Raw genomic sequence first — 20,670 nt, forward strand, 5'->3', positions numbered from 1 at the left:
GCGCCGAAGCCGTCGGAGCCGAAGCCGTCGGAGCCGAAGCCGTCGGAGCCGAAGCGGTCGGAGCCGAAGCGGTCGGAGCCGAAGCCGCCGGCACCGAAGCCGAAGCATCGACCGGCATCGCCGTCGGCTTCACGGCCGCAGGCGTCGGCGACACCGGCGCCGAAGCGATCGGCGCGGCGCTGGTCGGCATGGCTGCAACACCGGCGTCGGACGGACGCAGTGCCGGACGCGGCTCGCGCGGCGTTTCGGTGCGCGCTGCGCCCGCGTCGCCCGAAGGCTTGGCCGTGTCGGCGGCATTTGCGGCTTTCGAATCATTTGCTACATCTGCGGCATCTTTCTCTTCGTCGTCGAAGTCGTCGGCGTCGAGATCGCTGCCGCCTTCGGCCGTCGTGCCGTCATTGCGACGACGGCGGCGACCGCCGCGACGTCCGCGACGGCGACGTCCGCCCTCGCGACCGGCCTCGTCGGCGGCGACGCCCGGCGCGACTTCACCGGCCGCCACGGCAGTCGCGGCGGCCGTTTCCCTGGGGTCCGTCACGGCAGCCGGCGCACGCGTCTCGGCGCGGGCTTCGGCCGGGCGCGATTCGGCCGGCGCTGCAGCGCGCGGCTCGACCGGCTTCGCGGTTGCGGTATCGGCGCGCGCATCGGCCGGTTTGGCATCGGCGCGCGCGTCCTGCGGGACGCGCTGGCCGCGGCCCTCGCCCTGCGGACGCTTGTCCTGGCGCTCTGCCTTGTCCTGACGCTCCGGCTTTTCCTGGCGCTCGGGCTTGGTCGCACCCGCCGCGTTCTGCGCCGTGCGCGCATCCTTGTCCTTGTCCTGGCGCGGGGGCTGGCCCTGGCCCGGTTTGGCCTGCTGGCCTTCCGGACGCGCCGGCTTGCCGCCGTCGCGCTGGCCGCGGCCCTGCGCGTCGCTGCGGGAACCGCGCTGGTCGCGACCGCCGCGACGCTGGTCGCGTTCACCGCGCTGCGGCTGTGACGGGCGCGCCGGCTTGACCGGCTGTGCCGGAGCGACGGCGGTCGGCGGGGCCGCGGGCTCGTCGCCCTTGAAGAACGCCATCACGCGCGACCAGAAACCCTGGCTCGGCACCGAGCGCGCCGGTGCGGCCGGAGCCGCCGGTGCCGGTGCTGCCGCGACGGGTTCGTCGCCGTCCGGACGCAGCGGAGCCGGGCTCGCCGGCACGACGCGGCTCACGGCCGGGCGTTCCGGCTCGGCGCTCGGCTGCGCGACCTGCGGCGGCGGCGTCACGACGATCGGCGTCAGGCGCTCGTAGCTCGGCCGCGGCGCATCGCCGAGGTCGGCGCTCTTGATGCGCTGGATTTCCAGATGCGGGGTTTCGAGCTTTTCGTCGGCGACGATGATCACGGCGACGTCGTGACGCTGCTCGATCTCGCTGACCTGGCGGCGCTTTTCGTTGAGCAGGAAATTCGCGACCGACGACGGCGCCTGCACGAGCACCTGGCCCGTGTTGTCCTTCATCGCGTGTTCTTCGACGAGGCGCAGCGCCGACAGCGACAGCGACTCGATGCTGCGGATGCGGCCGTGGCCGGTGCAGCGCGGGCAGACGATCTGCGTGGATTCGCCGAGGCTCGGGCGCAGGCGCTGGCGCGACATTTCGAGCAGGCCGAAGCGCGAGATGCGGCCGAGCTGCACGCGCGCGCGGTCGAGCTTCAGCGCATCCTTCAGCGTTTCCTCGACCTCGCGCTGGTGGCGCGGACTGTCCATGTCGATGAAGTCGATGACGATCAGGCCGCCGGCGTCACGGATGCGCAGCTGGCGCGCGATCTCGATTGCGGCTTCGCGGTTCGTGTTGAACGCGGTTTCCTCGATGTCGCCGCCCTTGGTCGCCTTCGCCGAATTGATGTCGATCGCGGTCAGCGCTTCGGTCTGGTCGATGACGATCGACCCGCCGGACGGCAGCCGCACGGTGCGCTCGAACGCGTTCTCGATCTGGGTTTCGATCTGGAAGCGCGAGAACAGCGGCGTCGTGTCGCGGTAGAGCTTGAGCTTGCGCAGGTTGGTCGGCATGACCTGCTGCACGAAGTCGCGCGCGTCGTGGTAGAGCTCTTCGTTGTCGATGAGGATCTCGCCGACGTCGTTGCGCAGGTAGTCGCGCAGTGCGCGGATGATGAGCTTGGATTCCTGGTAGATCAGGAACGGGCTCTGGCGCGAGGTCGCGGCTTCGGAGATCGCCTTCCAGAGCTGCAGCAGGTAGTCGAGGTCCCATTGCAGCTCTTCCGCGTCGCGGCCCATGCCGGCCGTGCGGATGATCAGCCCCATGTCGTCCGGGCAGTTGAGCTGATCCATGAGTTCCTTGAGATTGGCGCGATCCTCGCCCTCGATGCGGCGGGAGACGCCGCCCGCGCGCGGGTTGTTCGGCATCAGCACCATGTAGCGGCCGGCGAGCGAGATGAATGTCGTCAGCGCCGCGCCTTTGTTGCCGCGCTCTTCTTTCTCGACCTGGACGACGATCTCCTGGCCTTCCTTGATGAGTTCGCGGATGCCGGCGCGGTTGTGGTCGACGCCCGGCGTGAAAAATTCGCGGGAGATTTCCTTCAGCGGCAGGAAGCCGTGGCGCTCGCCGCCGTATTCGACGAAGCAGGCTTCGAGCGAGGGTTCGACCCGGGTGATGCGGCCTTTGTAGATATTGGCCTTTTTCTGTTCCTTGGACGGGATTTCGATATCGAGGTCGAACAGGTTCTGGCCGTCCACGATGGCCACACGCAACTCCTCACGCTGAGTCGCGTTGATCAACATGCGTTTCATTGTCTTGATTCCGTAATGCGCTCTACCGCGACGACGCGGAGGCGCATACCTCGCAGGAATACTCCTGCGTTACGCAGCGGCTGCTGCGTACGGAAAGACCGGCGGATGCCGGTCGGCGGACGACGGTGGCGCAATGCGCCGGTCCGGCGCCGTCCTGGCTGCGCACTCTCGCGGCCATCGCCGGGAGCGCGGTGTTGTTCTGGTCCGCCGCGACTCGCATCGCGTCGGCACGAAAAGTATTGCCGTTGCACGACCGGAGACCCTCCGCGGCGCTTGTTGCGCTGCGGGCAATCTCCGACCCGATCCGTTACGATGCCGCCGGTCGCCGCGATGGTTCCGGTCAGGAATCCGCCGGGGCCGGCAGTACAGTCAACGGGTAGGTGCGTCGCCGAACGATGGTCGAATACCTCGTTCCTTGACGCGAAGTGCCGCCCGAGTCTATCAGCTGACAGCAGATTTTTTCAATCGTGACGCGAACTTCGGGCAACTCCCCAGACGCGGCCGCAGGCGTGAGGCTGGTCCGCGTCGCGGACGACCGCGACGGGCAGCGCATCGACAATTTCCTCGCCGGGCAGCTCAAGGGCGTGCCCAAGAGCCTGATCTATCGGATCTTGCGGACCGGACAGGTGCGCGTGAACGGCAAGCGCGCCAAGCCCGACACGCGCCTGGCCGGCGGCGACGAGGTGCGCATCCCGCCCGTCCGCACGGCCGAGCCCGGCGTCGTGGCCCCGCCGTCGCGGGCGCTGACCGACCGTATCGGCGATTCCATCATTCACGAGGACCGCGACTTTCTCGTGCTGTCCAAGCCGGCAGGCATCGCCGCGCACGGCGGCTCCGGCGTCAGCCACGGCGCGATCGAACTGCTGAGGGCGCTTCGGCCGAACGACTCGATCGAACTCGTCCACCGCCTCGACCGTGACACCAGCGGCGTGCTCGTGCTCGCGCGGCGCCGTGCGGCGTTGACCGGACTACAGGAACTGATCCGCGAAAACCGCACGACCAAGCAGTACCTGTGTCTGCTGCAGGGCCATCTGGCGCGCGCTTCGCTCAGCGTGAACGCGCCGCTGCGCAAGTCCATCCTCCAGGGCGGCGAGCGCATGGTCCGCGTCGATACCGACGGCAAGCCGTCGCTGACGCATTTCAAGACCATGGACCGCTACGCGCCGGGCAGCTTCGTCGAGGCGACGCTCGAGACCGGCCGCACGCACCAGATCCGCGTGCACAGCCAGCATCTGGGGCATCCGATCGCCGGCGACGACAAGTACGGCGACGCCGATTTCAACAAATCGCTGCGGCCTTACGGCCTGCGCCGGCTGTTCCTGCACGCCAAGCATTTCGGCTTCGAACTCGGCGGCAAGACCTACGCATTCTCCGCACCGCTGGCCGAGGATCTCGCGGCGGTGCTCGACAAGCTGCCGCGCGCCGCGTCGCGGTAGCGCGGAACTTTTTGCAGGCGATGCGGTACTGAGCGCGGTGCGGTCGCGGGCTCCGCGACCCGCGCCGCTTCGGGCTATGATCGGCCGCTTATGCCTCGCATCCGCCAGCTCCCCGTCGAACTCGTCAACCAGATCGCCGCCGGCGAGGTCATCGAGCGTCCCGCTTCGGTCGTCAAGGAACTCGTCGAGAACAGTCTCGACGCCGGCGCGCGGCGCGTCGAAGTCGACATCGAGGAAGGCGGCGCGCGGCTGATCCGCGTGCGCGACGACGGCGGCGGCATCGACGCCGACGACCTGCCGCTGGCGGTCAGCGCGCATGCGACGAGCAAGATCGCGAGCTTCGACGATCTCGAACGCGTCGCGACGCTCGGCTTCCGCGGCGAGGCGCTGCCGAGCATCGCGTCGATAGCACGCTTCGCGCTGACGTCCAAGCCGGCCGCGCAGGCGCATGCGATGCGCGTCGAAGTCGACGGCGGCAAGCCGCAGCCGCCGAAACCGGCGCAGCATCCGGCCGGCACGACGATCGAAGTGCGCGACCTTTTTTACAACGTGCCGGCGCGGCGAAAATTCCTGCGCGCCGAGCGCACCGAGTTCGGCCGCATCGACGAGCTGATCGCCTCGCTCGCGCTCGTGCATACCGGCGTCGAATTCCGCCTGAGCAACAACGGCAAGCCGGTGCGGCTGTTGCGTGCGGCCGCCGACGCGGCGACGGTCGCCGCACGCGTCGGCGATCTGCTCGGCGAGGAGTTTCTGCAGCAGAGCCTGCGCATCGAACATGCGGCCGCCGGATTGAGCCTGAGCGGCTGGGTCGGGCTGCCGACGGCGTCGCGCGCCCAGGCCGACCAGCAATATTTTTATGTGAACGGCCGGCTGGTGCGCGACAAGGTGGTCGCGCATGCCGTGCGTCAGGCCTATGCCGACGTGCTGTTCCACGGCCGGCATCCGGCGTTCGTGCTGTTTCTCGATCTCGACCCGCTCGGCGTCGACGTCAACGTGCATCCGGCCAAGCACGAAGTGCGCTTCCGCGAGGCGCGCCTCGTCCATGATTTCCTGTATCGCACCTTGAACGATGCGCTGGCCGAGACGCGCGCGGGCACCGCGCCGTCGGTCGCCGCCGCACCTTTGCCGGGTGCCGCGGCGGCCAATGCCTATGCCTACGGCAACTGGCGCGGCCAGAGTTCGCTCGGGCTCGGCGCGCGCGAACCGCTGGCCGACTACGCCGCGCTGCTCGGCGGCGCGGCCGCGGCAGCCGCCGGCCCCGCGACAGCCATGGCGCCGCCGTCCATCTATTCTGGTGTGGACAATGCAGCATTTGCCGCGTCGCTCGCCGCGGCCGACTCGGGCGAGGCGCCGCCGCCGCTCGGCTATGCGCTCGCGCAGCTCCACGGCATCTACGTGCTCGCGCAGAACGCGCACGGTCTCGTGCTCGTCGACATGCATGCGGCGCACGAGCGCATCACTTACGAACGGCTGAAGACCGCGCAGGCCGGGCAGGGCATCCGCTCGCAGATGCTGCTCGTGCCGCTGTCGATCAGCTTGAGCGAACGCGAGGCCGCCTGCGTCGAGGACCAGGCCGCGCGCTTCGCCGAACTCGGCTTCGAACTGCAGCGCAGCGGTCCGCAGAGCGTCGTCGTCAAGCGGCTGCCGACGCTGCTCGACGGCGCCGATGCGACGCAGCTGATCCGCGACGTGATCGCCGACCTGCGCACGCAGGGCGATTCGCGCCGCATCGAGCAGGCCGGCAACGACGTGCTCGCGACCATGGCCTGCCACGGTTCGGTGCGCGCGAACCGGCGCCTGACGATTCCCGAAATGAACGCCCTGCTGCGCGACATGGAAGCGACCGAGCGCTCGGGTCAATGCAATCACGGCCGCCCGACCTGGGTGCAGCTTTCCATCAACGAACTCGACCGCCTGTTCCTGCGCGGTCGCTGACTGTTACTGACGAGGACCCTGCAATGTCGCTACTGCTTGCCGCCGCGCTGGCCGCGATGACGCCCACCGGCATCGTGCTCGAAAATGTCTCGATCGAGGACCGCTATCCGGCCGAGATCAAGATCTGGCGCGCCGAGCGTCTGGACCGGCTGAAGTCGGGAACGGGCTGGCTGAGTCTCGTCGGCCTGCACTGGCTCAAGGAAGGCGTGAACACGATCGGCAGTGCGAAGGGCAACGATATCGTGATCACCGCCGCGGCGCCGAAGCTCGGCAAGGCGACGCTGGCCAACGGTCAGGTGAAATTCGATCTCGAGCCCGGTGCGGTCGCCGTCGTCGGCGGCAGCGACCGGGCCACGAGCGCCGTGCTCCAGGACGATCGCACCGAGCGTCCGACGCAGGTCGCGTTCGCGTATGCGTCGTTCATCGTGATCGACCGCGACGGCAAGAAGGCGCTGCGCGTGCGCGATGCCCAGGCGCCGACGCTGAAGAATTTCAAGGGACTCGACTACTACGAGATCGCCGAGAAGTGGCGCGTCGAGGCGAAGTGGGAAGCGTTCGATCCGCCGAAGACGCTCGAAGTGCCGACCGTGCTCGGCACGGTCGAAAAGTATCCGGTTCCGGGCAAGGCCGTGTTCGAGCGCGACGGCAAGACCTACGAGCTCATGCCCGTGCTCGAGACGCCGAATGCCAAGCAGTTGTTCGTGATCTTCGCCGACCGCACGACCGGCAAGGAAACCTACGGCTCCGGGCGCTTCCTGTATGCCGACATGCCCAAGGACGGCAAGGTCGTCCTCGATTTCAACAAGGCCTACAACCCGCCGTGCGCATTCACGCCGTATGCGACCTGTCCGCTCGCGCCGCCGGAAAATCGGCTGAACCTGCGCGTCGACGCCGGCGAGAAGAAGTACAAAGGCGCGTCGCACTGACGCTGCGCGCATGCGCGTGCTGATCGTCTCCGACACGCACGGCCTGATCGATGCGCGCATCGCCGCGCTCGCGCAAGGCTGCGACGCGGTCGTGCACGGCGGCGACGTCGGCGCGGCCGGCGTGCTCGCGGCGCTCGGCGCAAGCCTGCCCGACGGACGCGTGACCGCGGTGCGCGGCAACACGACGTCGCGGCGAAATGGTCCGCGGGCGAATACGGTGCGCTTGCCGCGCTGCCGGAGCAGGCCGGACTCGATCTGCCCGGCGGCCGGCTCGTCGTCGTGCACGGCGACCGCTGGCCGCCGCGAGGCCGCCACGCGGCGCTGCGTCGGGCGTTCCCGGCTGCGCGCGCCGTCGTTTACGGGCATAGTCACCGGCTCGCGGTGGATGTCGATGCGGAGCCCTGGATCCTGAATCCGGGTGCCGCGGGCCGGGCGCGCACCTACGGCGGACCGAGCTGTCTGCTGCTTCAGGCGAGTACGCGCGAATGGCGCGTCGTCGCGCAGCGGTACGAGGACGGCTATCGCAGCCATTGATCCATCGCCACCACGCAAGGGGGAAACGTGGAATTCAGCAACAAGGCGCAGAAACTCTTTCTGGTGCTGACCGCAATCTTCGTCGCGAACGCGATCCTCGCCGAGCTCATCGGCGTCAAGATCTTCGCACTCGAAGACACGCTGGGGCTCGCACCGTTCAACTGGAATCTCTACGGTCAGACCGGTTCGCTGAGCTTCACGGCCGGCACCCTGCTCTGGCCGGTCGTGTTCGTGATGACCGACGTCATCAATGAATACTTCGGCCGCCGCGGCGTCCGCATGATTTCCTGGCTCGCGGTGTTCCTGATCCTCTATGCGTTCGTGTTCGCGTTCGCGGCGATCGCGCTCGCGCCGGCCGGCTGGTGGGTCAAGGTCGGCGAAGCCCAGGGCGTTCCCGACATGCAGGCCGCGTTCGCGCAGATCTTCGGCCAGGGACTCTGGACGATCGCCGGCTCGGTCACGGCGTTCCTGATCGGCCAGCTCGTCGACGTCGGCATCTTCCACGCGATCCGAAAGCGCACCGGCAACAAGCACATCTGGCTGCGCGCGACGGGCTCGACGCTCGTGTCGCAGGCCTTCGACAGCCTCATCGTGCTCTACATCGCGTTCGTGATCGGTCCGCAGCAGTGGCCGATCAGCCTGTGGCTCGCGGTCGCAACAGTGAACTATGCGTACAAAGTCTGCGCCGCGATCGCGCTGACGCCGGTGATCTACGCGATGCGCCGCCTGCTCGACGGCTGGCTCGGCCAGCCGCTCGCCGACGAACTCAAGACCAGGGCCGCCGCCTGAGCGGCGCGCGACCGAACAGCCCGTACCCGGAGTGCCGATGACCACGACGACCGCCCCCGCGCCCGCCGCCCGCATGCCGCGGCAGATTCCTTACATCATCGGAAACGAGGGCTGCGAGCGCTTCAGCTTCTACGGCATGCGCAACATCCTCGTGCAGTTCCTGATCACGTCGCTGCTGCTGCAGCACATCACGGCCGGCGCCGAGCGGGAGCTTGCCGCCAAGGACCTGATGCACACGTTCATGATCGGCGTGTACTTCTTTCCGCTGCTCGGCGGCTATCTCGCCGACCGCTTCTTCGGCAAGTACAACACGATTCTCTGGTTCAGCCTCGTCTACTGCATCGGCCAGTTCTGTCTCGCGCTGTTCGTCGATAACCGGCTCGGCTTCTTCATCGGCCTCGGCCTGATCGCGCTGGGCTCCGGCGGCATCAAGCCGCTCGTCGCCTCGTTCGTCGGCGACCAGTTCACGCAGGCCAACAAGCATCTCGCGAAGATCGTGTTCGACGGCTTCTACTGGATCATCAACTTCGGCTCGCTGTTCGCCTCGTTGCTGATGCCGCTGTTCCTGAAGAACTACGGCCCGCAGGTCGCGTTCGGCATTCCCGGCGTCCTCATGCTGGTCGCGACGCTCGTGCTCTGGCTCGGCCGCCGCCAGTACGTCATGGTGCCGCCGGCAACCAGCGCCGATCCGGATTCGTTCTATCGCGTCGTGCGCACGGCACTGCTGACGCGCCGCGGCGGCGAAGGCCGTCCAGGTCTCGTCGTCGCGATCGCCGGCGCCGTGCTCGCGATCGGCGCCATCGCCTTCGCGCACAAGCTCGGCGTCGTCATCGCGATCTGCCTTGCGCTCGTCGCGCTGCTTGCGGGCATCGGCGGCGGTGCCTGGGTGCAGCTCGAACGCGCGCGCGGCCGGCATCCGGATGCCGCCGTCGACGGCGTGCGCAGCGTGCTGCGCGTGCTCGTGATCTTCGCGCTCGTGACGCCGTTCTTCTCGCTGTTCGACCAGAAGGCGTCGACCTGGGTCATCCAGGGCAATGCGATGACCAAGCCCGACTGGTTCGTCGCCTCGCAGATGCAGGCGCTGAATCCGGCGCTGGTCATGATCCTGATCCCGTTCAACAACCTCGTGTTGTATCCGTGGCTGCGCCGCATCGGCTGGGAGGCCACGGCGCTGCGCCGCATGACCGCGGGCATCGCGTTCAGCGGACTGTCGTGGATCGTCATCGGCACGATCCAGGTCGTCATGGACGGCGGCAGCCCGATGTCCATCGTCTGGCAGGTGCTGCCGTATGCGCTGCTGACGTTCGGCGAAGTGCTGGTGTCGGCGACCGGCCTCGAATTCGCCTACAGCCAGGCGCCGTCGGCGATGAAGGGCGTCGTCATGAGCTTCTGGAACCTCACGACGACGATCGGCAACCTCTGGGTGCTGCTCGCCAATTTCGCCGTGCGCAATCAGGGCGTGACCGACTCCATCGCCTCGACCGGCTTCAGCGTGACCGCGTTCCAGATGTTCTTCTTCGCCGCATTCGCGCTGATCGCGGCGCTGGTCTTCGGCCTGTACGCGCGAAGTTATCGAGAAGTGGACAATTACAGGTCGGCTTGACCGCGGGTCGGGTTGAGCCGAAGGCGAAGCCCAGCATCAAGGTGCATCTGCGCGAAATGCCCATGCCGAAGCGATCGGCGGAGTTTCCCGGACGATCGCTTCGACACGCGTTCTTGGTCGGTGCGATACCTTGATGCCGGGCTTCGCCGGCACTCAGCCCAACCTGCGTTCCCCAGAAACACCGCCGGCTGTCCCGGCCCGGCAGTGCTCCGCGAATAAAAAAGCCGGCGCGATCACCTCGCGACGCGCCGGCAAACGGAGGACTCGTTCAGCGCTTGGCGACGGCGGCTTCGACGGCCGGCGTCTGGCGTTCGTAGACGATGCGTCCGGTGCCCCCGTTGCAGGTGCCGACGGTTTTGCGCTCGTCGGCGGCGTCCTTGGCGATCACGGTCAGGCTGTACTGCCTGACGCCCTTGGCGTCGAGGCCGGCGGCGATTTCCTGGCGCAGCTCGTCGCAGGGCTTGCGCGCCCAGGCGGCGCCGGTGCTCAGGAACAGGGCGACAGCAAGCAGGGTCAGGACGGTTTTCACGGAAGTCTCCAGTCGGGTAGGGCCGTTGTCGGCTGGAAAACAGCTTCGCGCCGGCCGCTGGCGGCATCCGGTGCGAGTTGTGGCAAGGTGCTGACGGAGCGGGTCGGAACGCGGGCTGTCGTCGACGCATGAGCTGGTACGTCTATCTGATCGAATGCCGCGGCGGCAGCATCTATACCGGTGTCGCCGTCGACGTCGCCGCGCGCTACGCCGCGCACGCGGCCGGCAAGGGCGCGCGCTACACGCGGTCGCGCCCGCCCGAACGGCTGCTCGCGGTATTCGCGATGGCCGACAAATCCGCGGCACTGCGCGAGGAAGCGCGCATCAAGCGGCTGACTGCGTCTGAAAAGCGCACGCTGGTGGCCCTTTCCGAAAACTGAGCGGCCCCGGACGCGTCGCCATGCAAGGCCCTGCGGCCCGGCTCTGCGATTCCCGCCGCAGGCAATGACTTCCGGCCGATACGCTACTGTCAACTTCACACTATCGTTCACTCAAGCCTATGAATCAGTGAGCGGCAGATGGACGGTATCGATAGCCATCGCAAGAAGTTCGAGCGCGAACTCAGCGCCGGCACCGTGTCGCTGGTGCTGCTGTCGGTGCTCGCGCAGTCCGCCGAGCCGCTGTATGGCTACCAGATCGCGAAACAGCTGGAAAAGAACGGCGACGGCGTGCTGATCGGCAAGCAGAGCGCGCTGTATCCGGTATTGCGGAATCTCTGCGCGGCGGGGCTGCTCGACAGCGAGGTCGAGCCGTCGGTCACCGGGCCGCCGCGCCGCTACTACCGCGCGACCGACCTGGGCCGCGAGGTCTTGCGCGAATGGGAAGGCGCCTGGACCGCCACGCGCACGTTTGTCGACACCGTCATCGAGGGGAAGAAACTATGAACCGGCCAACGCCGCGCACTATCGACGAATACCTGGAGCAGCTGCGCGACGCGCTGCGCGGCGAAGACGCCGCGCTGATCCAGGACGCCCTCTACGACGCCGAAGACCATCTGCGTGCCGAGTTCGCCGAAAACCCCGGCGCGGCGCCGGCGGAACTGCTGGCGCGCATCGCCAACAGCTACGGTGCGCCCGACGAAGTCGCCGAAATCTACCGCGACAAGGAAGTCGTCGTGAACCGCGCGCTGCGCACGCCGCGGCCGCCGCCGGCGAAGTCCGCGCTCGCGCGGTTCTTCGGCGTCGCGGTCGACCCGCGCGCCTGGGCGTCGATGTTCTACATGCTGCTCGCGCTGCCGACCGGCATCTTCTATTTCACGTGGGCGCTGACCGGTCTGTCGCTGTCGTTCGGCCTGATGATCCTGATCATCGGCCTGCCGCTGACCGTTCTGTTCCTGGCGACCGTGCGCGCGCTGAGTCTCGTCGAAGGCCGCATCGTCGAGGTCATGCTCGGCGAGCGCATGCCGCGGCGTCCGCCCTATGCACCGCGCAACCAGCCGCTGCTCGAGAAGGTCAAGCAGCTGTTCACCGACGCGCGGACCTGGGGCACGCTGTTCTACATGGTGCTCATGCTGCCGCTCGGCATTTTCTACTTCACGCTGCTGATCACGTCGATCAGCGTCGGGCTCGGGCTCGCGCTGAATCCGATCGTCCACATGCTGACTGGTTTCGGCCTCGTCAACATCGACGGCGAAGTCTGGATGGCGCCGCTGTGGCTGCAGCCGTTCCAGGTGCTGCTCGGCGTGCTGATCCTGTTCGGTTTCATGCATCTGGCGCGCGGCATCGGCAAGCTGCAGGGCGCGCTGGCCAAGCAGCTGCTCGTGCATGCGGGATGAGGTGCGGGAACAGGGAGCGGGAATACGAATCGTAGTAGCGGGCCGCCGCTCCGTGAGAGGGACCTGCAGTCGATCGAGAATTCGCCGCGGCCGGTGACGGTCCGCGGCGAAATTTTTTTCCGGATCGCTGTCGATCCGGCGCACGCTGCTTCGACGTCTGAGTAGAACCGCCGCCACGCGCGGCCGACCACCGACGTAGGAGAACGACGATGCGCTGCATGATTCTGGTCAAAGCCAACCACGACACCGAAAACGGCGTGATGCCGACCGAGCAGGAATTCGCCGAAATGGGGCGCTACAACGAAGAGCTCGTCAAGGCCGGCATCATGCTGGCCGGCGAAGGATTGAAGGCAAGTTCGCACGGTGCGCGCGTGGAGTTCTCGGGCAGCTCCCGCACCGTCGTCGACGGGCCGTTTGCCGAAACCCGGGAACTCGTCGCCGGTTTCTGGCTCTGGCAGGTGCGCGATCTCGACGAAGCGATCGAATGGGTCAAGCGCTGCCCGAATCCGACCGGGCAGATGGGCACGATCGAGATCCGTCCGCTGTTCGAGATGGAGGATTTCGGCGCCGAACTCACGCCGGAGCTGCGCGCGCAGGAAGAACGCCTGCGCGCCGAGGTCGAGAATCGCAAGTGATTCGCCGGCGCCGCGGCGTGCGCGTCTTGCGTGCGCCGCGGCCGCATTCCACCATCGCACGCGGCCGCAGCGGCCGCTCCATGACATCGGGGAACACTCATGTTGAAGATCATCCTGCTGGTCGTCCTCGTCGCGATCGCCGCACTGCTCGTGGCCGCGGCGTTCCGGCCCGATTCGTTCCGCATCGAGCGCAGCATCACGATCAAGGCCGCGCCGGAGAAAGTGTTCGCGTTGATCGACGATTTCCACCGCTGGACCGCCTGGTCGCCCTGGGAAAAGCTCGACCCGGCGATGAAGCGCGAGCACAGCGGCAGCGCGAGCGGCAAGGACGCGGTCTATGCCTGGGAAGGCAACGGCAAGGTCGGCAAGGGCAGCATGCAGATCGTCGAGTCGGTGCCGCATTCGAAAGTTCTTATACAACTGCACTTTATCAAGCCGATGGATACGCGCAGCCACGCCGAGTTCACGCTGCGGCCCGGCGGCGACACGACCGAAGTGAACTGGGCCATGTACGGCCCGCAGCCCTACATGTCCAAGCTCATGGGCCTGGTCTTCAACATGGACAAGATGATCGGCAAGGACTTCGAGAAGGGACTGGCCGACCTCAAGAGCGCGGCGGAGTCCTGACTGCCGATGCGAGCGCACTGCGATGAACCCGTACTCGCTCTGCGGTGCCGCGCATGAGCGCGGCATCGCACAAGGCCATCGCGACGGTCTGGCGCATGGAGTCCACGCGCCTGATCGGCGGCCTCATGCGCATGGTGCGCGACCTGAGCCTGGCCGAGGACCTGGCTCAGGATGCGCTCGTTTCGGCGCTGGAGCAGTGGCCCGATGCGGGCGTGCCGGACAATCCGGGCGCCTGGCTCATGGCCGCGGCCAAGCACCGCGCAATCGACCGGCTGCGGCGTAACGACATGGCGCAGCGCAAACATGACGAACTCGAAGTCGAGCACGAGCTGCAGCAGCTGCTGCAGGCGCCCGACGGCGAGCAGCTCGACGACAGCGTCGGCGACGACGTGCTGCGGCTCGTCTTCATCGCGTGTCATCCCGTGCTGTCGAGCGAGGCGCGCGCCGCGCTGACCCTGCGCCTGATCGCCGGCCTGACGACCGACGAGATCGCGCGCGCATTCCTCCAGGCCGAGCCGACGATCGCGCAGCGCATCGTGCGTGCGAAGAAGACGCTGAGTTCGGCCAATGTGCCGTTCGAACTGCCGCCGGCCGGCGAACTCGCACAGCGGCTCGCGTCGGTGCTCGGCGTGATCTATCTGATCTTCAACGAAGGCTATTCGGCGACGGCCGGCGACGATCTGATGCGTCCGCAACTGTGCGAGGAAGCGCTGCGTCTCGGACGCATCCTCGTCGCGCTGATGCCGCGCGAAGCCGAGGTGCACGGCCTGCTCGCGCTCATGGAAATCCAGGCCTCGCGCGCGCCGGCGCGCGTGGACGCGAGCGGTGCGCCGGTGCTGCTGCTCGACCAGGACCGCGGGCGCTGGAACCAACTGCTGATCCGGCGCGGCCTTGCCGGACTTGCGCGCGCCGAGGAACTCGGCGGCGCACTGGGCCTGTACGCCCTGCAGGCCGCGATCGCGGCCTGCCACGCACGTGCGCGCGTCGCCGCCGACACCGACTGGCGGCGCATCGCCGCGCTGTACGGCGCGCTCGCGCAGGTCGCACCGTCGCCCGTCGTCGAACTCAATCGTGCGATGGCCGTTTCGATGGCATTCGGGCCGGCGGCCGGACTCGCGATCGCCGACGCGCTGCAGGACGAACCCGCACTGCAGAGCTATCACCTGCTGCCGAGCGTGCGCGGCGATCTGCTCGCGAAGCTCGGCCGCAACGACGAGGCGGCGGCGGAATTCCGCCGCGCGTCCGGGCTCACGCGCAACCTGCGCGAACAGGTTGAATTGCAGCGCCGCGCGGCCGAGTGCCTCGGGCGCCACGGCATCGACAGCTGAGCCACGCGGTGCGCAATCGCATCCGCGTGCGCGCCGGCGTCGTCCGCTCAGCCGCGTAGCAGCATCGACCAGAGTTCCGCGGCGACGGTTTCCGCCTGATCCGGCGCGAGGCCGCGCGCGCCGACCTCGAGAATCAGCCCGCGCCCGAGCACGAGCACCTGCCCGCTGCCGGCGCGCGCGAAACCGAACGACTCGCCATCGCGGCTGCGCCGGAATCGCAGCGTGCGTCCCGCGCCGTGGCTGTTGCGCGCTTCGGCCACGAGGAGGCGCCAGCTGCGTTCGAGCGATGCGTCGTGGCGACGCGCCGCGGCAGCGGTATGCACGTAGACGGCGAGCTGCACGGCATCGTCAGTTCCGGTTCCGCGCATGAGGCAGGCGCCCGCAAGCGAGCCTTCGCGCGGTTCGGCCAGCGCGAGCGGCCGCGCAATCAATCGTGCCGCGGCGCCGCGCGCGAGCGCGCAGGCGTCGATTTCGGTCTGCGCCGCGCTGCGTGCGCGACAGCCGGACAGCATGACCGCGGCGGCGAGCAGGCCGGATGCGACACGGTGCGTGATTCCGGAAGGCGCGCCGATCACGTCCGGTGCCGCATGACGGCCGGCCGCGTCGAGCCGCTGTGCGAGTCGCGGCAGATGCCGCGCCGGCACCGCCGGACAGGCGTGATGCTCGTCGTGGTAGAGCATGTTGAAGCTGAGCCACTGCAGCCAGCCGCTGCGGCTGCTGCGTGCGGTGCGGCCGGCCGATGCGCAGCCGCGGTGCACGCTCCAGATGCCGATCATCGGCACGAGCGCGTTCGCTGCGATCAGCGAGATCGCGAGCGTCTGCAGGCCTGCGTCGCCGCCGCACCAGATCAGGGTTTGCAGCGCCGCGACGGCGGCGAGTTCGCGTCGGACCCAGCGCCGCTGGCGTGCGCTGCCGCGGCGCAGCGTCTCGACATGGATCAGCAGCGGATACGCAGGACTGCGCAGCAGCGCGGCCCAGAAGCCGTAGCCGGCTATGCGTCCCTCGACATCGTCCGCGGCGAGGCAGTTGCGATGGTGGTGCAGGTGCGTGTGTTCGATCGCATGCAGCGCGCCGCCGAGCAGCAGGCTCAGGGCGAACAGCAGCAGATCGCCTTCGCGGCGCGCGAGGCCGAGGTTGCGGTGGAACGTGTCGTGGGTCAGACGCAGCGCCGCGGTGAAGAACGGCGCGACGGCGAGGACGGCGAGCAGCGTCCATCCGGCCGCGGCGCAGCTCCAGGCCAGCACGAGCCACGGCAGCGGCAGCAGCAGTTCGGCGATTCGTTCGCGCGGGCTCAGGTGTGCGAGATCCTGCCAGCGGACGCGCTCAGCCATGACCGTGCTCCCGGCGCCGGCGGCGCAGGCCCGGCCGCCAGCGCGTGAACAGCCGGTAGGCCGCGTCGGCTGCGCGATAGAGCGCGTCGAAGCGTTGCAGCGGAGCGACGAGCAGGCGCCAGCCCGGCAGCCGCTGCCACAGGCACAGATGGGCCTGCAGGCCGATGCGCAGACGCCCGTCGCCGTCGCGCACGTGCAGCAGCGCGAGCGCCGCGGCCAGATCGAAGCCGTCGCGCTCGACCGACGGCGCGTCGCTCGCGATGTCGTGCCAGCGGATCGCGGCCTGCGGCGCGAGCCGGCGGTAGGCGGCGACCTCGCGGCGGCAGACCGGGCAATAGCCGTCGAAGAACACGGTGATGGGTTGCGGGCAGGGCATGGCGACAGTCCGGCGGGGCGATGTCGCCAGCCTCGGACGCGCCGCGATGCGCGCGCTTCCGCAATGACCATTCCGCAGCAGAAATTCCGCCCTTGCGCGTGTAGCCCTGCGCAATCAGCAGGTTACGGATTTCCAGAATGATCGTTATGCAATCGGTGCGGCGCTTGCGCCGGCGTCCGCGGCGCGCTTGCGATAGCGGCCCGGCACCTCGCCGGTGATTTCGCGGAATGCGGCGTAGAAATTGGACTGCGAGGTGAAGCCGACCGACAGGCCGACCGACAGCACCGACGCGTCGGGCTCGGCCAGCAGCAGGCGCTGCGCCGCGGCGACGCGATGCTCGCGCACATGGCGCGAGAAGCCGACGCCGAAAGCCGTGTTGATGAGTTCGGACAACTGGTGCGGCGTCAGCTCCATGAGTTCGGCAAGACTCGCGAGACTCAGGTTTTCATCGGCGTAGACCTTGTCTTCGGTGAACAGCCGCGCGAGCCGCGCGAGCGCGGCGTCTTTGTCGACGCGCGCGAGCGTCGAATTCGCGTAGGCGCTGCGCACCGCGTCGGCGGCGCGGCCGGGCAGGTCGGGATGGCGCAGCAGCAGCCACAGGGCCAGCCAGAAACCCACCGCGATCAGCAGCGCGTAGCCGACGACGTAGGCGCGCTCGCCGACCCAGCTGGCCGCGAGGCCGAGTGCGAGCACGAGCGCGGCGATCGCCGCGAAGCCGGCGAACGCGGCCGCTTCGACGCGGAAATGGCGTCGCTGCGAGCGCAGGCGATGGACCAGCCGCAGCAGCAACAGTGCATGCGCGGTGCCGAATGCGAACGCGAGCGGCACGGCGATGCGGCCCGGCAGGACGAAGGCGAGCGCGAGCGGCGCGTAGTGCAGCGCACGCCACCAGCGAGGCGGCGCCGGCGGCTGCAGTGCGGCCGTGAAGAAGCGATGGAACGCGGCGGCGGCGACGAACAGCAGCGCGACGTAGACCGGCCTGTCGAACAGCGGCGTGCCCTCGAGCAACTGCGCGGCATGCGCGCCCTGCAGGGCCGCGAGACTCGCGAGCAGCACGAGCCCGTGCGCGCGGGCGGTCGCGTCCTGGCCGGTCGGGCCGTAGCCGCCGAGTCCGGCCGCGATCAGCAGCAATGCGCTGCCGACCGAGAAACCGACGGCGAGCACGGTGAGCACGGCAAATACGGTCAGGACGGCGAGCATCGAGCGTGGTCGTGCGCAGACATGGTGCGGAGCATCGCGGCTGGACTCTGGTCGGCGCAAGCGGCGCGCATCGACAATAGCCGGACGATTCCCGCGGAGCAGCGCCATGCGTGCCGATGCGTCAGACAGGACCAACGCACACGCCGTCGCGCATGCGCAGTTCACGATACGGCGCAGCTACGCGGCCGCACCGCCGTGGGTGTTCGCGGCCTGGGCCGATCCGGCGGTCCGGCAGCGCTGGTTCGTCGCGTCCGACAGCTGGGACGTCTGCGATCACGGCCACGACTTCCGCGTCGGCGGCGTCGAGCACGGCCGCTTCCAGCGTCGCGCGGGTGAGCCGGTCTATGCGAGCGAGGCGATCTATCTCGACATCGTCGCGCCGCGCCGCATCGTCACGGCCTGCACGCTCGCGCGCGACGGCGTGCGCATCGCCGCGACGCTGCTGACCGTGCAGTTCGACGCCGACGGCAGCCGCACGCGCCTCGTGCTGACCGAGCAGGGCGCCTTCCTCGACCGCCACGATTCCTCGCGCGCCCGCGAGCAGGGCTGGCAGCAACTGCTCGACGCGCTCGGGCGCGAGTTCGGCGGCTGACGCGAGAAAAAATCGCGGCGCGTGTCGATTCCGGCCGCGCCGGTTCGACGCCTCTGCAGAGCGCGATGCGCGGACCGGTACACACTGCCGATCGCCGCGGCTCGCGTATCGTTCGTCCACTGCCCTGGAGCCTCGCCATGTCCCTGCATCCGCGCCTGTTCGCCCTGTTCGCCGTCGCCGCGCTGCCGGCCTATGCCGCGCCCGAAAAATACGTGCTCGATCCCGACCACACGTTTCCGAGCCTCGAAATGCCGCACATGGGCCTGTCGGTCTGGCGCGGCAAGTTCAACCGCACGAGCGGCGAGGTGCTGCTCGATCTGGCCGCGCGCCGCGGCACGGTGAAGGTCGAGGTCGACGCGAACAGCATCGACTTCGGTCTGGACTCCATGCACGAACATGCGATCACCGCCGACTGGCTCGACGTCGCGAAGCATCCGAAGCTCGTCTATACCGGCGAGCTGCAGTTCACCGGCGACAAGCCGACCTCGGTCAAGGGCCAGCTCACGCTGCGCGGCGTCACCAGGCCGCTGACGCTCGACATCAAGAGCTTCACCTGCATGGAGCATCCGTATTTCAAGAAGCCGGTCTGCGGCGCCGACGCCGAAGCGCGCCTGGATCGCGGCGACTACGGCATGACGCAGCACACCGACAACGGCATGGGCAAGTTCCTGATCCGCATCCAGGTCGAAGCGTTCAAGGATGCATTGCCGACGATGCCGACGAGCTGAGCGCAGTTTGGGTTGAGCCGCAGGCGAAGCCCGACATCGAGGTCGTCCTGCGGGGCGAACGCCCAGCGAATGAAGTGGCTCGCGGTGCATTCGAATCGTGCCGCGAGCGCATTCCTCCGACGCGGGTTCTTTGCAGCGGAATCACTTCGATGTTGGGTTTCGCCTGCTCAGCCCAACCTACGAAACCGCGCCGAGCGCATCGCCGAGGCGCTCCACGCCGACGATGTCCATTTCGCCGATACGGGATTTTTTCGGCGCGTTCGCCTTCGGCACGACGGCCTTGAGGAAGCCGTGGGTCGCGGCTTCCTTGAGGCGTTCCTCGCCGTTGGGGACGGGGCGGATCTCGCCGGACAGGCCCACTTCGCCGAAGGCGACGAGCTTGTCGGGCAGGGCGCGGTCGCGGAAGCTCGACAGGATCGCGAACAGGATCGGCAGGTCGGCTGCGGTCTCCTGTACGCGGATGCCGCCGACCACGTTCACGAACACGTCCTGGTCGTAGACCGCCGCGCCGCCGTGGCGGTGCAGCACGGCCAGCAGCATCGCGAGCCGGTTCTGTTCGAGGCCCAGCGCGACGCGTCGCGGGTTCGCGAGCGGCGACTGGTCGACGAGCGCCTGCACCTCGACGAGCAGCGGCCGCGTGCCTTCCCGCGTGACCATGACGGCGCTGCCGGGCGTCGGGCCCGCATGCGCGGACAGAAAGATCGCCGACGGATTCGGCACTTCGCGCAGGCCTTTTTCCGACATTGCGAACACGCCGAGTTCGTTGACCGCGCCGAAGCGGTTCTTGAACGCGCGCAGCACGCGGAAGCGGCTGCCCGATTCGCCTTCGAAATACAGCACCGCGTCGACCATGTGTTCGAGCACGCGCGGGCCGGCGATGCCGCCTTCCTTCGTCACGTGTCCGACGAGGAACACGCTGATGCCGGTCTCCTTGGCGAAGCGCGTGAGCTTCGCCGCCGATTCGCGCACCTGGCTGACCGAACCCGGCGCGGCGGTCAGCACTTCGGTCCATATCGTCTGGATCGAGTCGACGATGAGCACGCGAGGCTTCTGCGCGGCCGCGTGTTCGATGATGCGTTCGACGCAGGTCTCCGCGAGCGCGCGCAGCGGCGCGAGCGGCAGGCCCAGGCGCTGCGCGCGCGCGGCGACCTGGGCCAGCGATTCTTCGCCGGTGACGTACAGGCCGCTGAGCCGCTCGCCGAGCGCACCGAGCATTTGCAGCAGCAGCGTGGATTTGCCGATGCCCGGATCGCCGCCGATCAGCACGACCGAACCCTCCACGAGCCCGCCGCCGAGCACGCGGTCGAGTTCGCCGATGCCGATCGAGGTGCGTTCCTCGATGTTCTGCGCGACGTCGACGAGCGAGAGCACGCGCGGCGCGGCCGTATCGCCCGCATAGCCGCCGCGCCGCGGTGCGGCAGCTGCCTTGGCCGGCGTCACGACGATTTCGGACAGCGAATTCCAGGCGCCGCAGTCGGTGCACTGGCCCTGCCACTTCGTGTGCTCGCTGCCGCACTCGTTGCAGACATAGGCCGTTTTTGCCTTGGCCATCGACGTCTCCGT

The 20,670-nt window shown here is 68.5% G+C and carries 20 protein-coding genes and 1 pseudogene; 15 read left to right on the forward strand and 6 right to left on the reverse strand.

The annotated features are described in order from the left end of the window. A partial coding sequence (locus tag VLF18_RS04015) for an Rne/Rng family ribonuclease (RefSeq protein ID WP_325278331.1) occupies nucleotides 1-2,764 on the reverse strand: 2,764 nt, incomplete at its 3' end. Between the two features lie 464 nt (nucleotides 2,765-3,228). On the opposite strand from VLF18_RS04015, the gene VLF18_RS04020 reads away from it, so the two are divergent. The 7 genes and pseudogenes from VLF18_RS04020 to VLF18_RS04045 all read left to right on the forward strand — a co-directional run bounded on the left by VLF18_RS04020 (nucleotide 3,229) and on the right by VLF18_RS04045 (nucleotide 9,987). After that, nucleotides 3,229-4,200, forward strand: a complete 972-nt coding sequence (locus tag VLF18_RS04020) for an RluA family pseudouridine synthase (protein ID WP_325278371.1) — start codon at nucleotides 3,229-3,231, stop codon at nucleotides 4,198-4,200. A gap of 90 nt (nucleotides 4,201-4,290) precedes the next feature. Then, on the forward strand, nucleotides 4,291-6,135 hold the full coding sequence (mutL, locus tag VLF18_RS04025) for a DNA mismatch repair endonuclease MutL (protein WP_325278332.1): 1,845 nt from the start codon (nucleotides 4,291-4,293) through the stop codon (nucleotides 6,133-6,135). Between the two features lie 23 nt (nucleotides 6,136-6,158). Further along, nucleotides 6,159-7,061: a DUF1684 domain-containing protein gene (locus tag VLF18_RS04030; protein ID WP_325278333.1), complete on the forward strand. Its 903-nt coding sequence runs from the start codon at nucleotides 6,159-6,161 to the stop codon at nucleotides 7,059-7,061. Nucleotides 7,062-7,071: 10 nt separating this feature from the next. Then, nucleotides 7,072-7,236, forward strand: a pseudogene (locus tag VLF18_RS23115) (metallophosphoesterase family protein); the annotation flags it as partial. 80 nt (nucleotides 7,237-7,316) lie between these two features. Beyond that, nucleotides 7,317-7,595, forward strand: coding sequence for a metallophosphoesterase family protein (locus VLF18_RS23120; RefSeq protein ID WP_414717181.1), 279 nt, complete (start codon nucleotides 7,317-7,319; stop codon nucleotides 7,593-7,595). A gap of 27 nt (nucleotides 7,596-7,622) precedes the next feature. Next, complete coding sequence (locus VLF18_RS04040; protein ID WP_325278335.1) at nucleotides 7,623-8,384, forward strand: queuosine precursor transporter; 762 nt, start codon at nucleotides 7,623-7,625, stop codon at nucleotides 8,382-8,384. Between the two features lie 37 nt (nucleotides 8,385-8,421). Further along, nucleotides 8,422-9,987: an oligopeptide:H+ symporter gene (locus VLF18_RS04045; RefSeq protein WP_325278336.1), complete on the forward strand. Its 1,566-nt coding sequence runs from the start codon at nucleotides 8,422-8,424 to the stop codon at nucleotides 9,985-9,987. A gap of 268 nt (nucleotides 9,988-10,255) precedes the next feature. Here the strand turns inward: VLF18_RS04045 and VLF18_RS04050 are convergent, their stop codons facing one another. Next, nucleotides 10,256-10,516 carry a DUF1161 domain-containing protein gene (locus VLF18_RS04050; RefSeq protein WP_325278337.1) on the reverse strand — a complete coding sequence of 87 codons (261 nt, stop codon included), beginning with the start codon at nucleotides 10,514-10,516 and terminating at the stop codon, nucleotides 10,256-10,258. Between the two features lie 128 nt (nucleotides 10,517-10,644). On the opposite strand from VLF18_RS04050, the gene VLF18_RS04055 reads away from it, so the two are divergent. From VLF18_RS04055 to VLF18_RS04080, 6 genes are all read left to right on the forward strand, one after another. Then, nucleotides 10,645-10,896: a GIY-YIG nuclease family protein gene (locus VLF18_RS04055; RefSeq protein ID WP_325278338.1), complete on the forward strand. Its 252-nt coding sequence runs from the start codon at nucleotides 10,645-10,647 to the stop codon at nucleotides 10,894-10,896. A gap of 138 nt (nucleotides 10,897-11,034) precedes the next feature. After that, nucleotides 11,035-11,400 (forward strand): PadR family transcriptional regulator, encoded by a 366-nt coding sequence (locus VLF18_RS04060; protein ID WP_325278339.1) that lies wholly within the window; start codon nucleotides 11,035-11,037, stop codon nucleotides 11,398-11,400. After that, nucleotides 11,397-12,290 (forward strand): sensor domain-containing protein, encoded by an 894-nt coding sequence (locus tag VLF18_RS04065; RefSeq protein ID WP_325278340.1) that lies wholly within the window; start codon nucleotides 11,397-11,399, stop codon nucleotides 12,288-12,290. Before VLF18_RS04060 ends, VLF18_RS04065 begins: the two co-directional genes overlap by 4 nt. Nucleotides 12,291-12,499: 209 nt before the next feature. Continuing rightward, nucleotides 12,500-12,925, forward strand: a complete 426-nt coding sequence (locus VLF18_RS04070) for a YciI family protein (RefSeq protein WP_325278341.1) — start codon at nucleotides 12,500-12,502, stop codon at nucleotides 12,923-12,925. Between the two features lie 99 nt (nucleotides 12,926-13,024). Continuing rightward, entirely contained in the window at nucleotides 13,025-13,552 is a 528-nt protein-coding gene (locus VLF18_RS04075) for an SRPBCC family protein (protein ID WP_325278342.1), read from the forward strand. Nucleotides 13,553-13,605: 53 nt separating this feature from the next. Further along, a complete protein-coding gene (locus tag VLF18_RS04080) occupies nucleotides 13,606-14,880 on the forward strand; it encodes an RNA polymerase sigma factor (protein WP_325278343.1) in 1,275 nt (424 codons plus the stop codon). 47 nt (nucleotides 14,881-14,927) lie between these two features. On the opposite strand, the gene VLF18_RS04085 is transcribed toward VLF18_RS04080, so the two are convergent. The 3 genes from VLF18_RS04085 to VLF18_RS04095 all read right to left on the reverse strand — a co-directional run bounded on the left by VLF18_RS04085 (nucleotide 14,928) and on the right by VLF18_RS04095 (nucleotide 17,787). Then, complete coding sequence (locus tag VLF18_RS04085; protein ID WP_325278344.1) at nucleotides 14,928-16,211, reverse strand: fatty acid desaturase; 1,284 nt, start codon at nucleotides 16,209-16,211, stop codon at nucleotides 14,928-14,930. Then, nucleotides 16,204-16,587, reverse strand: a complete 384-nt coding sequence (locus tag VLF18_RS04090; RefSeq protein ID WP_325278345.1) for a DUF393 domain-containing protein — start codon at nucleotides 16,585-16,587, stop codon at nucleotides 16,204-16,206. The genes VLF18_RS04085 and VLF18_RS04090 overlap by 8 nt, the downstream gene beginning before the upstream one ends. A 144-nt stretch (nucleotides 16,588-16,731) precedes the next feature. After that, nucleotides 16,732-17,787: a helix-turn-helix domain-containing protein gene (locus VLF18_RS04095; protein WP_325278346.1), complete on the reverse strand. Its 1,056-nt coding sequence runs from the start codon at nucleotides 17,785-17,787 to the stop codon at nucleotides 16,732-16,734. 106 nt (nucleotides 17,788-17,893) lie between these two features. Here VLF18_RS04095 and VLF18_RS04100 point away from each other — a divergent pair, with 106 nt between their 5' ends. Then, on the forward strand, nucleotides 17,894-18,379 hold the full coding sequence (locus VLF18_RS04100; protein WP_325278347.1) for an SRPBCC family protein: 486 nt from the start codon (nucleotides 17,894-17,896) through the stop codon (nucleotides 18,377-18,379). Between the two features lie 137 nt (nucleotides 18,380-18,516). Further along, complete coding sequence (locus VLF18_RS04105; protein ID WP_325278348.1) at nucleotides 18,517-19,107, forward strand: YceI family protein; 591 nt, start codon at nucleotides 18,517-18,519, stop codon at nucleotides 19,105-19,107. Nucleotides 19,108-19,284: 177 nt separating this feature from the next. Here VLF18_RS04105 and radA read toward each other — a convergent pair whose 3' ends face one another. Beyond that, a complete protein-coding gene (gene radA / locus VLF18_RS04110) occupies nucleotides 19,285-20,658 on the reverse strand; it encodes a DNA repair protein RadA (protein WP_325278349.1) in 1,374 nt (457 codons plus the stop codon). Nucleotides 20,659-20,670 lie beyond the last annotated feature (12 nt).

The sequence above is a fragment of the Tahibacter sp. genome (genome assembly GCF_035481375.1).
Lineage (GTDB): Bacteria > Pseudomonadota > Gammaproteobacteria > Xanthomonadales > Rhodanobacteraceae > Tahibacter.

Coding starts and splice junctions, on each gene's coding strand:
- mutL (WP_325278332.1), top strand. CDS start 4,291: ATGCCTCGCATCCGCCAGCTCCCCGTCGAACTCGTCAACCAGATCGCC.
- VLF18_RS04030 (WP_325278333.1), top strand. CDS start 6,159: ATGTCGCTACTGCTTGCCGCCGCGCTGGCCGCGATGACGCCCACCGGC.
- VLF18_RS04045 (WP_325278336.1), top strand. CDS start 8,422: ATGACCACGACGACCGCCCCCGCGCCCGCCGCCCGCATGCCGCGGCAG.
- VLF18_RS04055 (WP_325278338.1), top strand. CDS start 10,645: ATGAGCTGGTACGTCTATCTGATCGAATGCCGCGGCGGCAGCATCTAT.
- VLF18_RS04060 (WP_325278339.1), top strand. CDS start 11,035: ATGGACGGTATCGATAGCCATCGCAAGAAGTTCGAGCGCGAACTCAGC.
- VLF18_RS04065 (WP_325278340.1), top strand. CDS start 11,397: ATGAACCGGCCAACGCCGCGCACTATCGACGAATACCTGGAGCAGCTG.
- VLF18_RS04070 (WP_325278341.1), top strand. CDS start 12,500: ATGCGCTGCATGATTCTGGTCAAAGCCAACCACGACACCGAAAACGGC.
- VLF18_RS04075 (WP_325278342.1), top strand. CDS start 13,025: ATGTTGAAGATCATCCTGCTGGTCGTCCTCGTCGCGATCGCCGCACTG.
- VLF18_RS04080 (WP_325278343.1), top strand. CDS start 13,606: ATGAGCGCGGCATCGCACAAGGCCATCGCGACGGTCTGGCGCATGGAG.
- VLF18_RS04085 (WP_325278344.1), bottom strand. CDS start 16,211: ATGGCTGAGCGCGTCCGCTGGCAGGATCTCGCACACCTGAGCCCGCGC.
- VLF18_RS04090 (WP_325278345.1), bottom strand. CDS start 16,587: ATGCCCTGCCCGCAACCCATCACCGTGTTCTTCGACGGCTATTGCCCG.
- VLF18_RS04095 (WP_325278346.1), bottom strand. CDS start 17,787: ATGCTCGCCGTCCTGACCGTATTTGCCGTGCTCACCGTGCTCGCCGTC.
- VLF18_RS04100 (WP_325278347.1), top strand. CDS start 17,894: ATGCGTGCCGATGCGTCAGACAGGACCAACGCACACGCCGTCGCGCAT.
- VLF18_RS04105 (WP_325278348.1), top strand. CDS start 18,517: ATGTCCCTGCATCCGCGCCTGTTCGCCCTGTTCGCCGTCGCCGCGCTG.
- radA (WP_325278349.1), bottom strand. CDS start 20,658: ATGGCCAAGGCAAAAACGGCCTATGTCTGCAACGAGTGCGGCAGCGAG.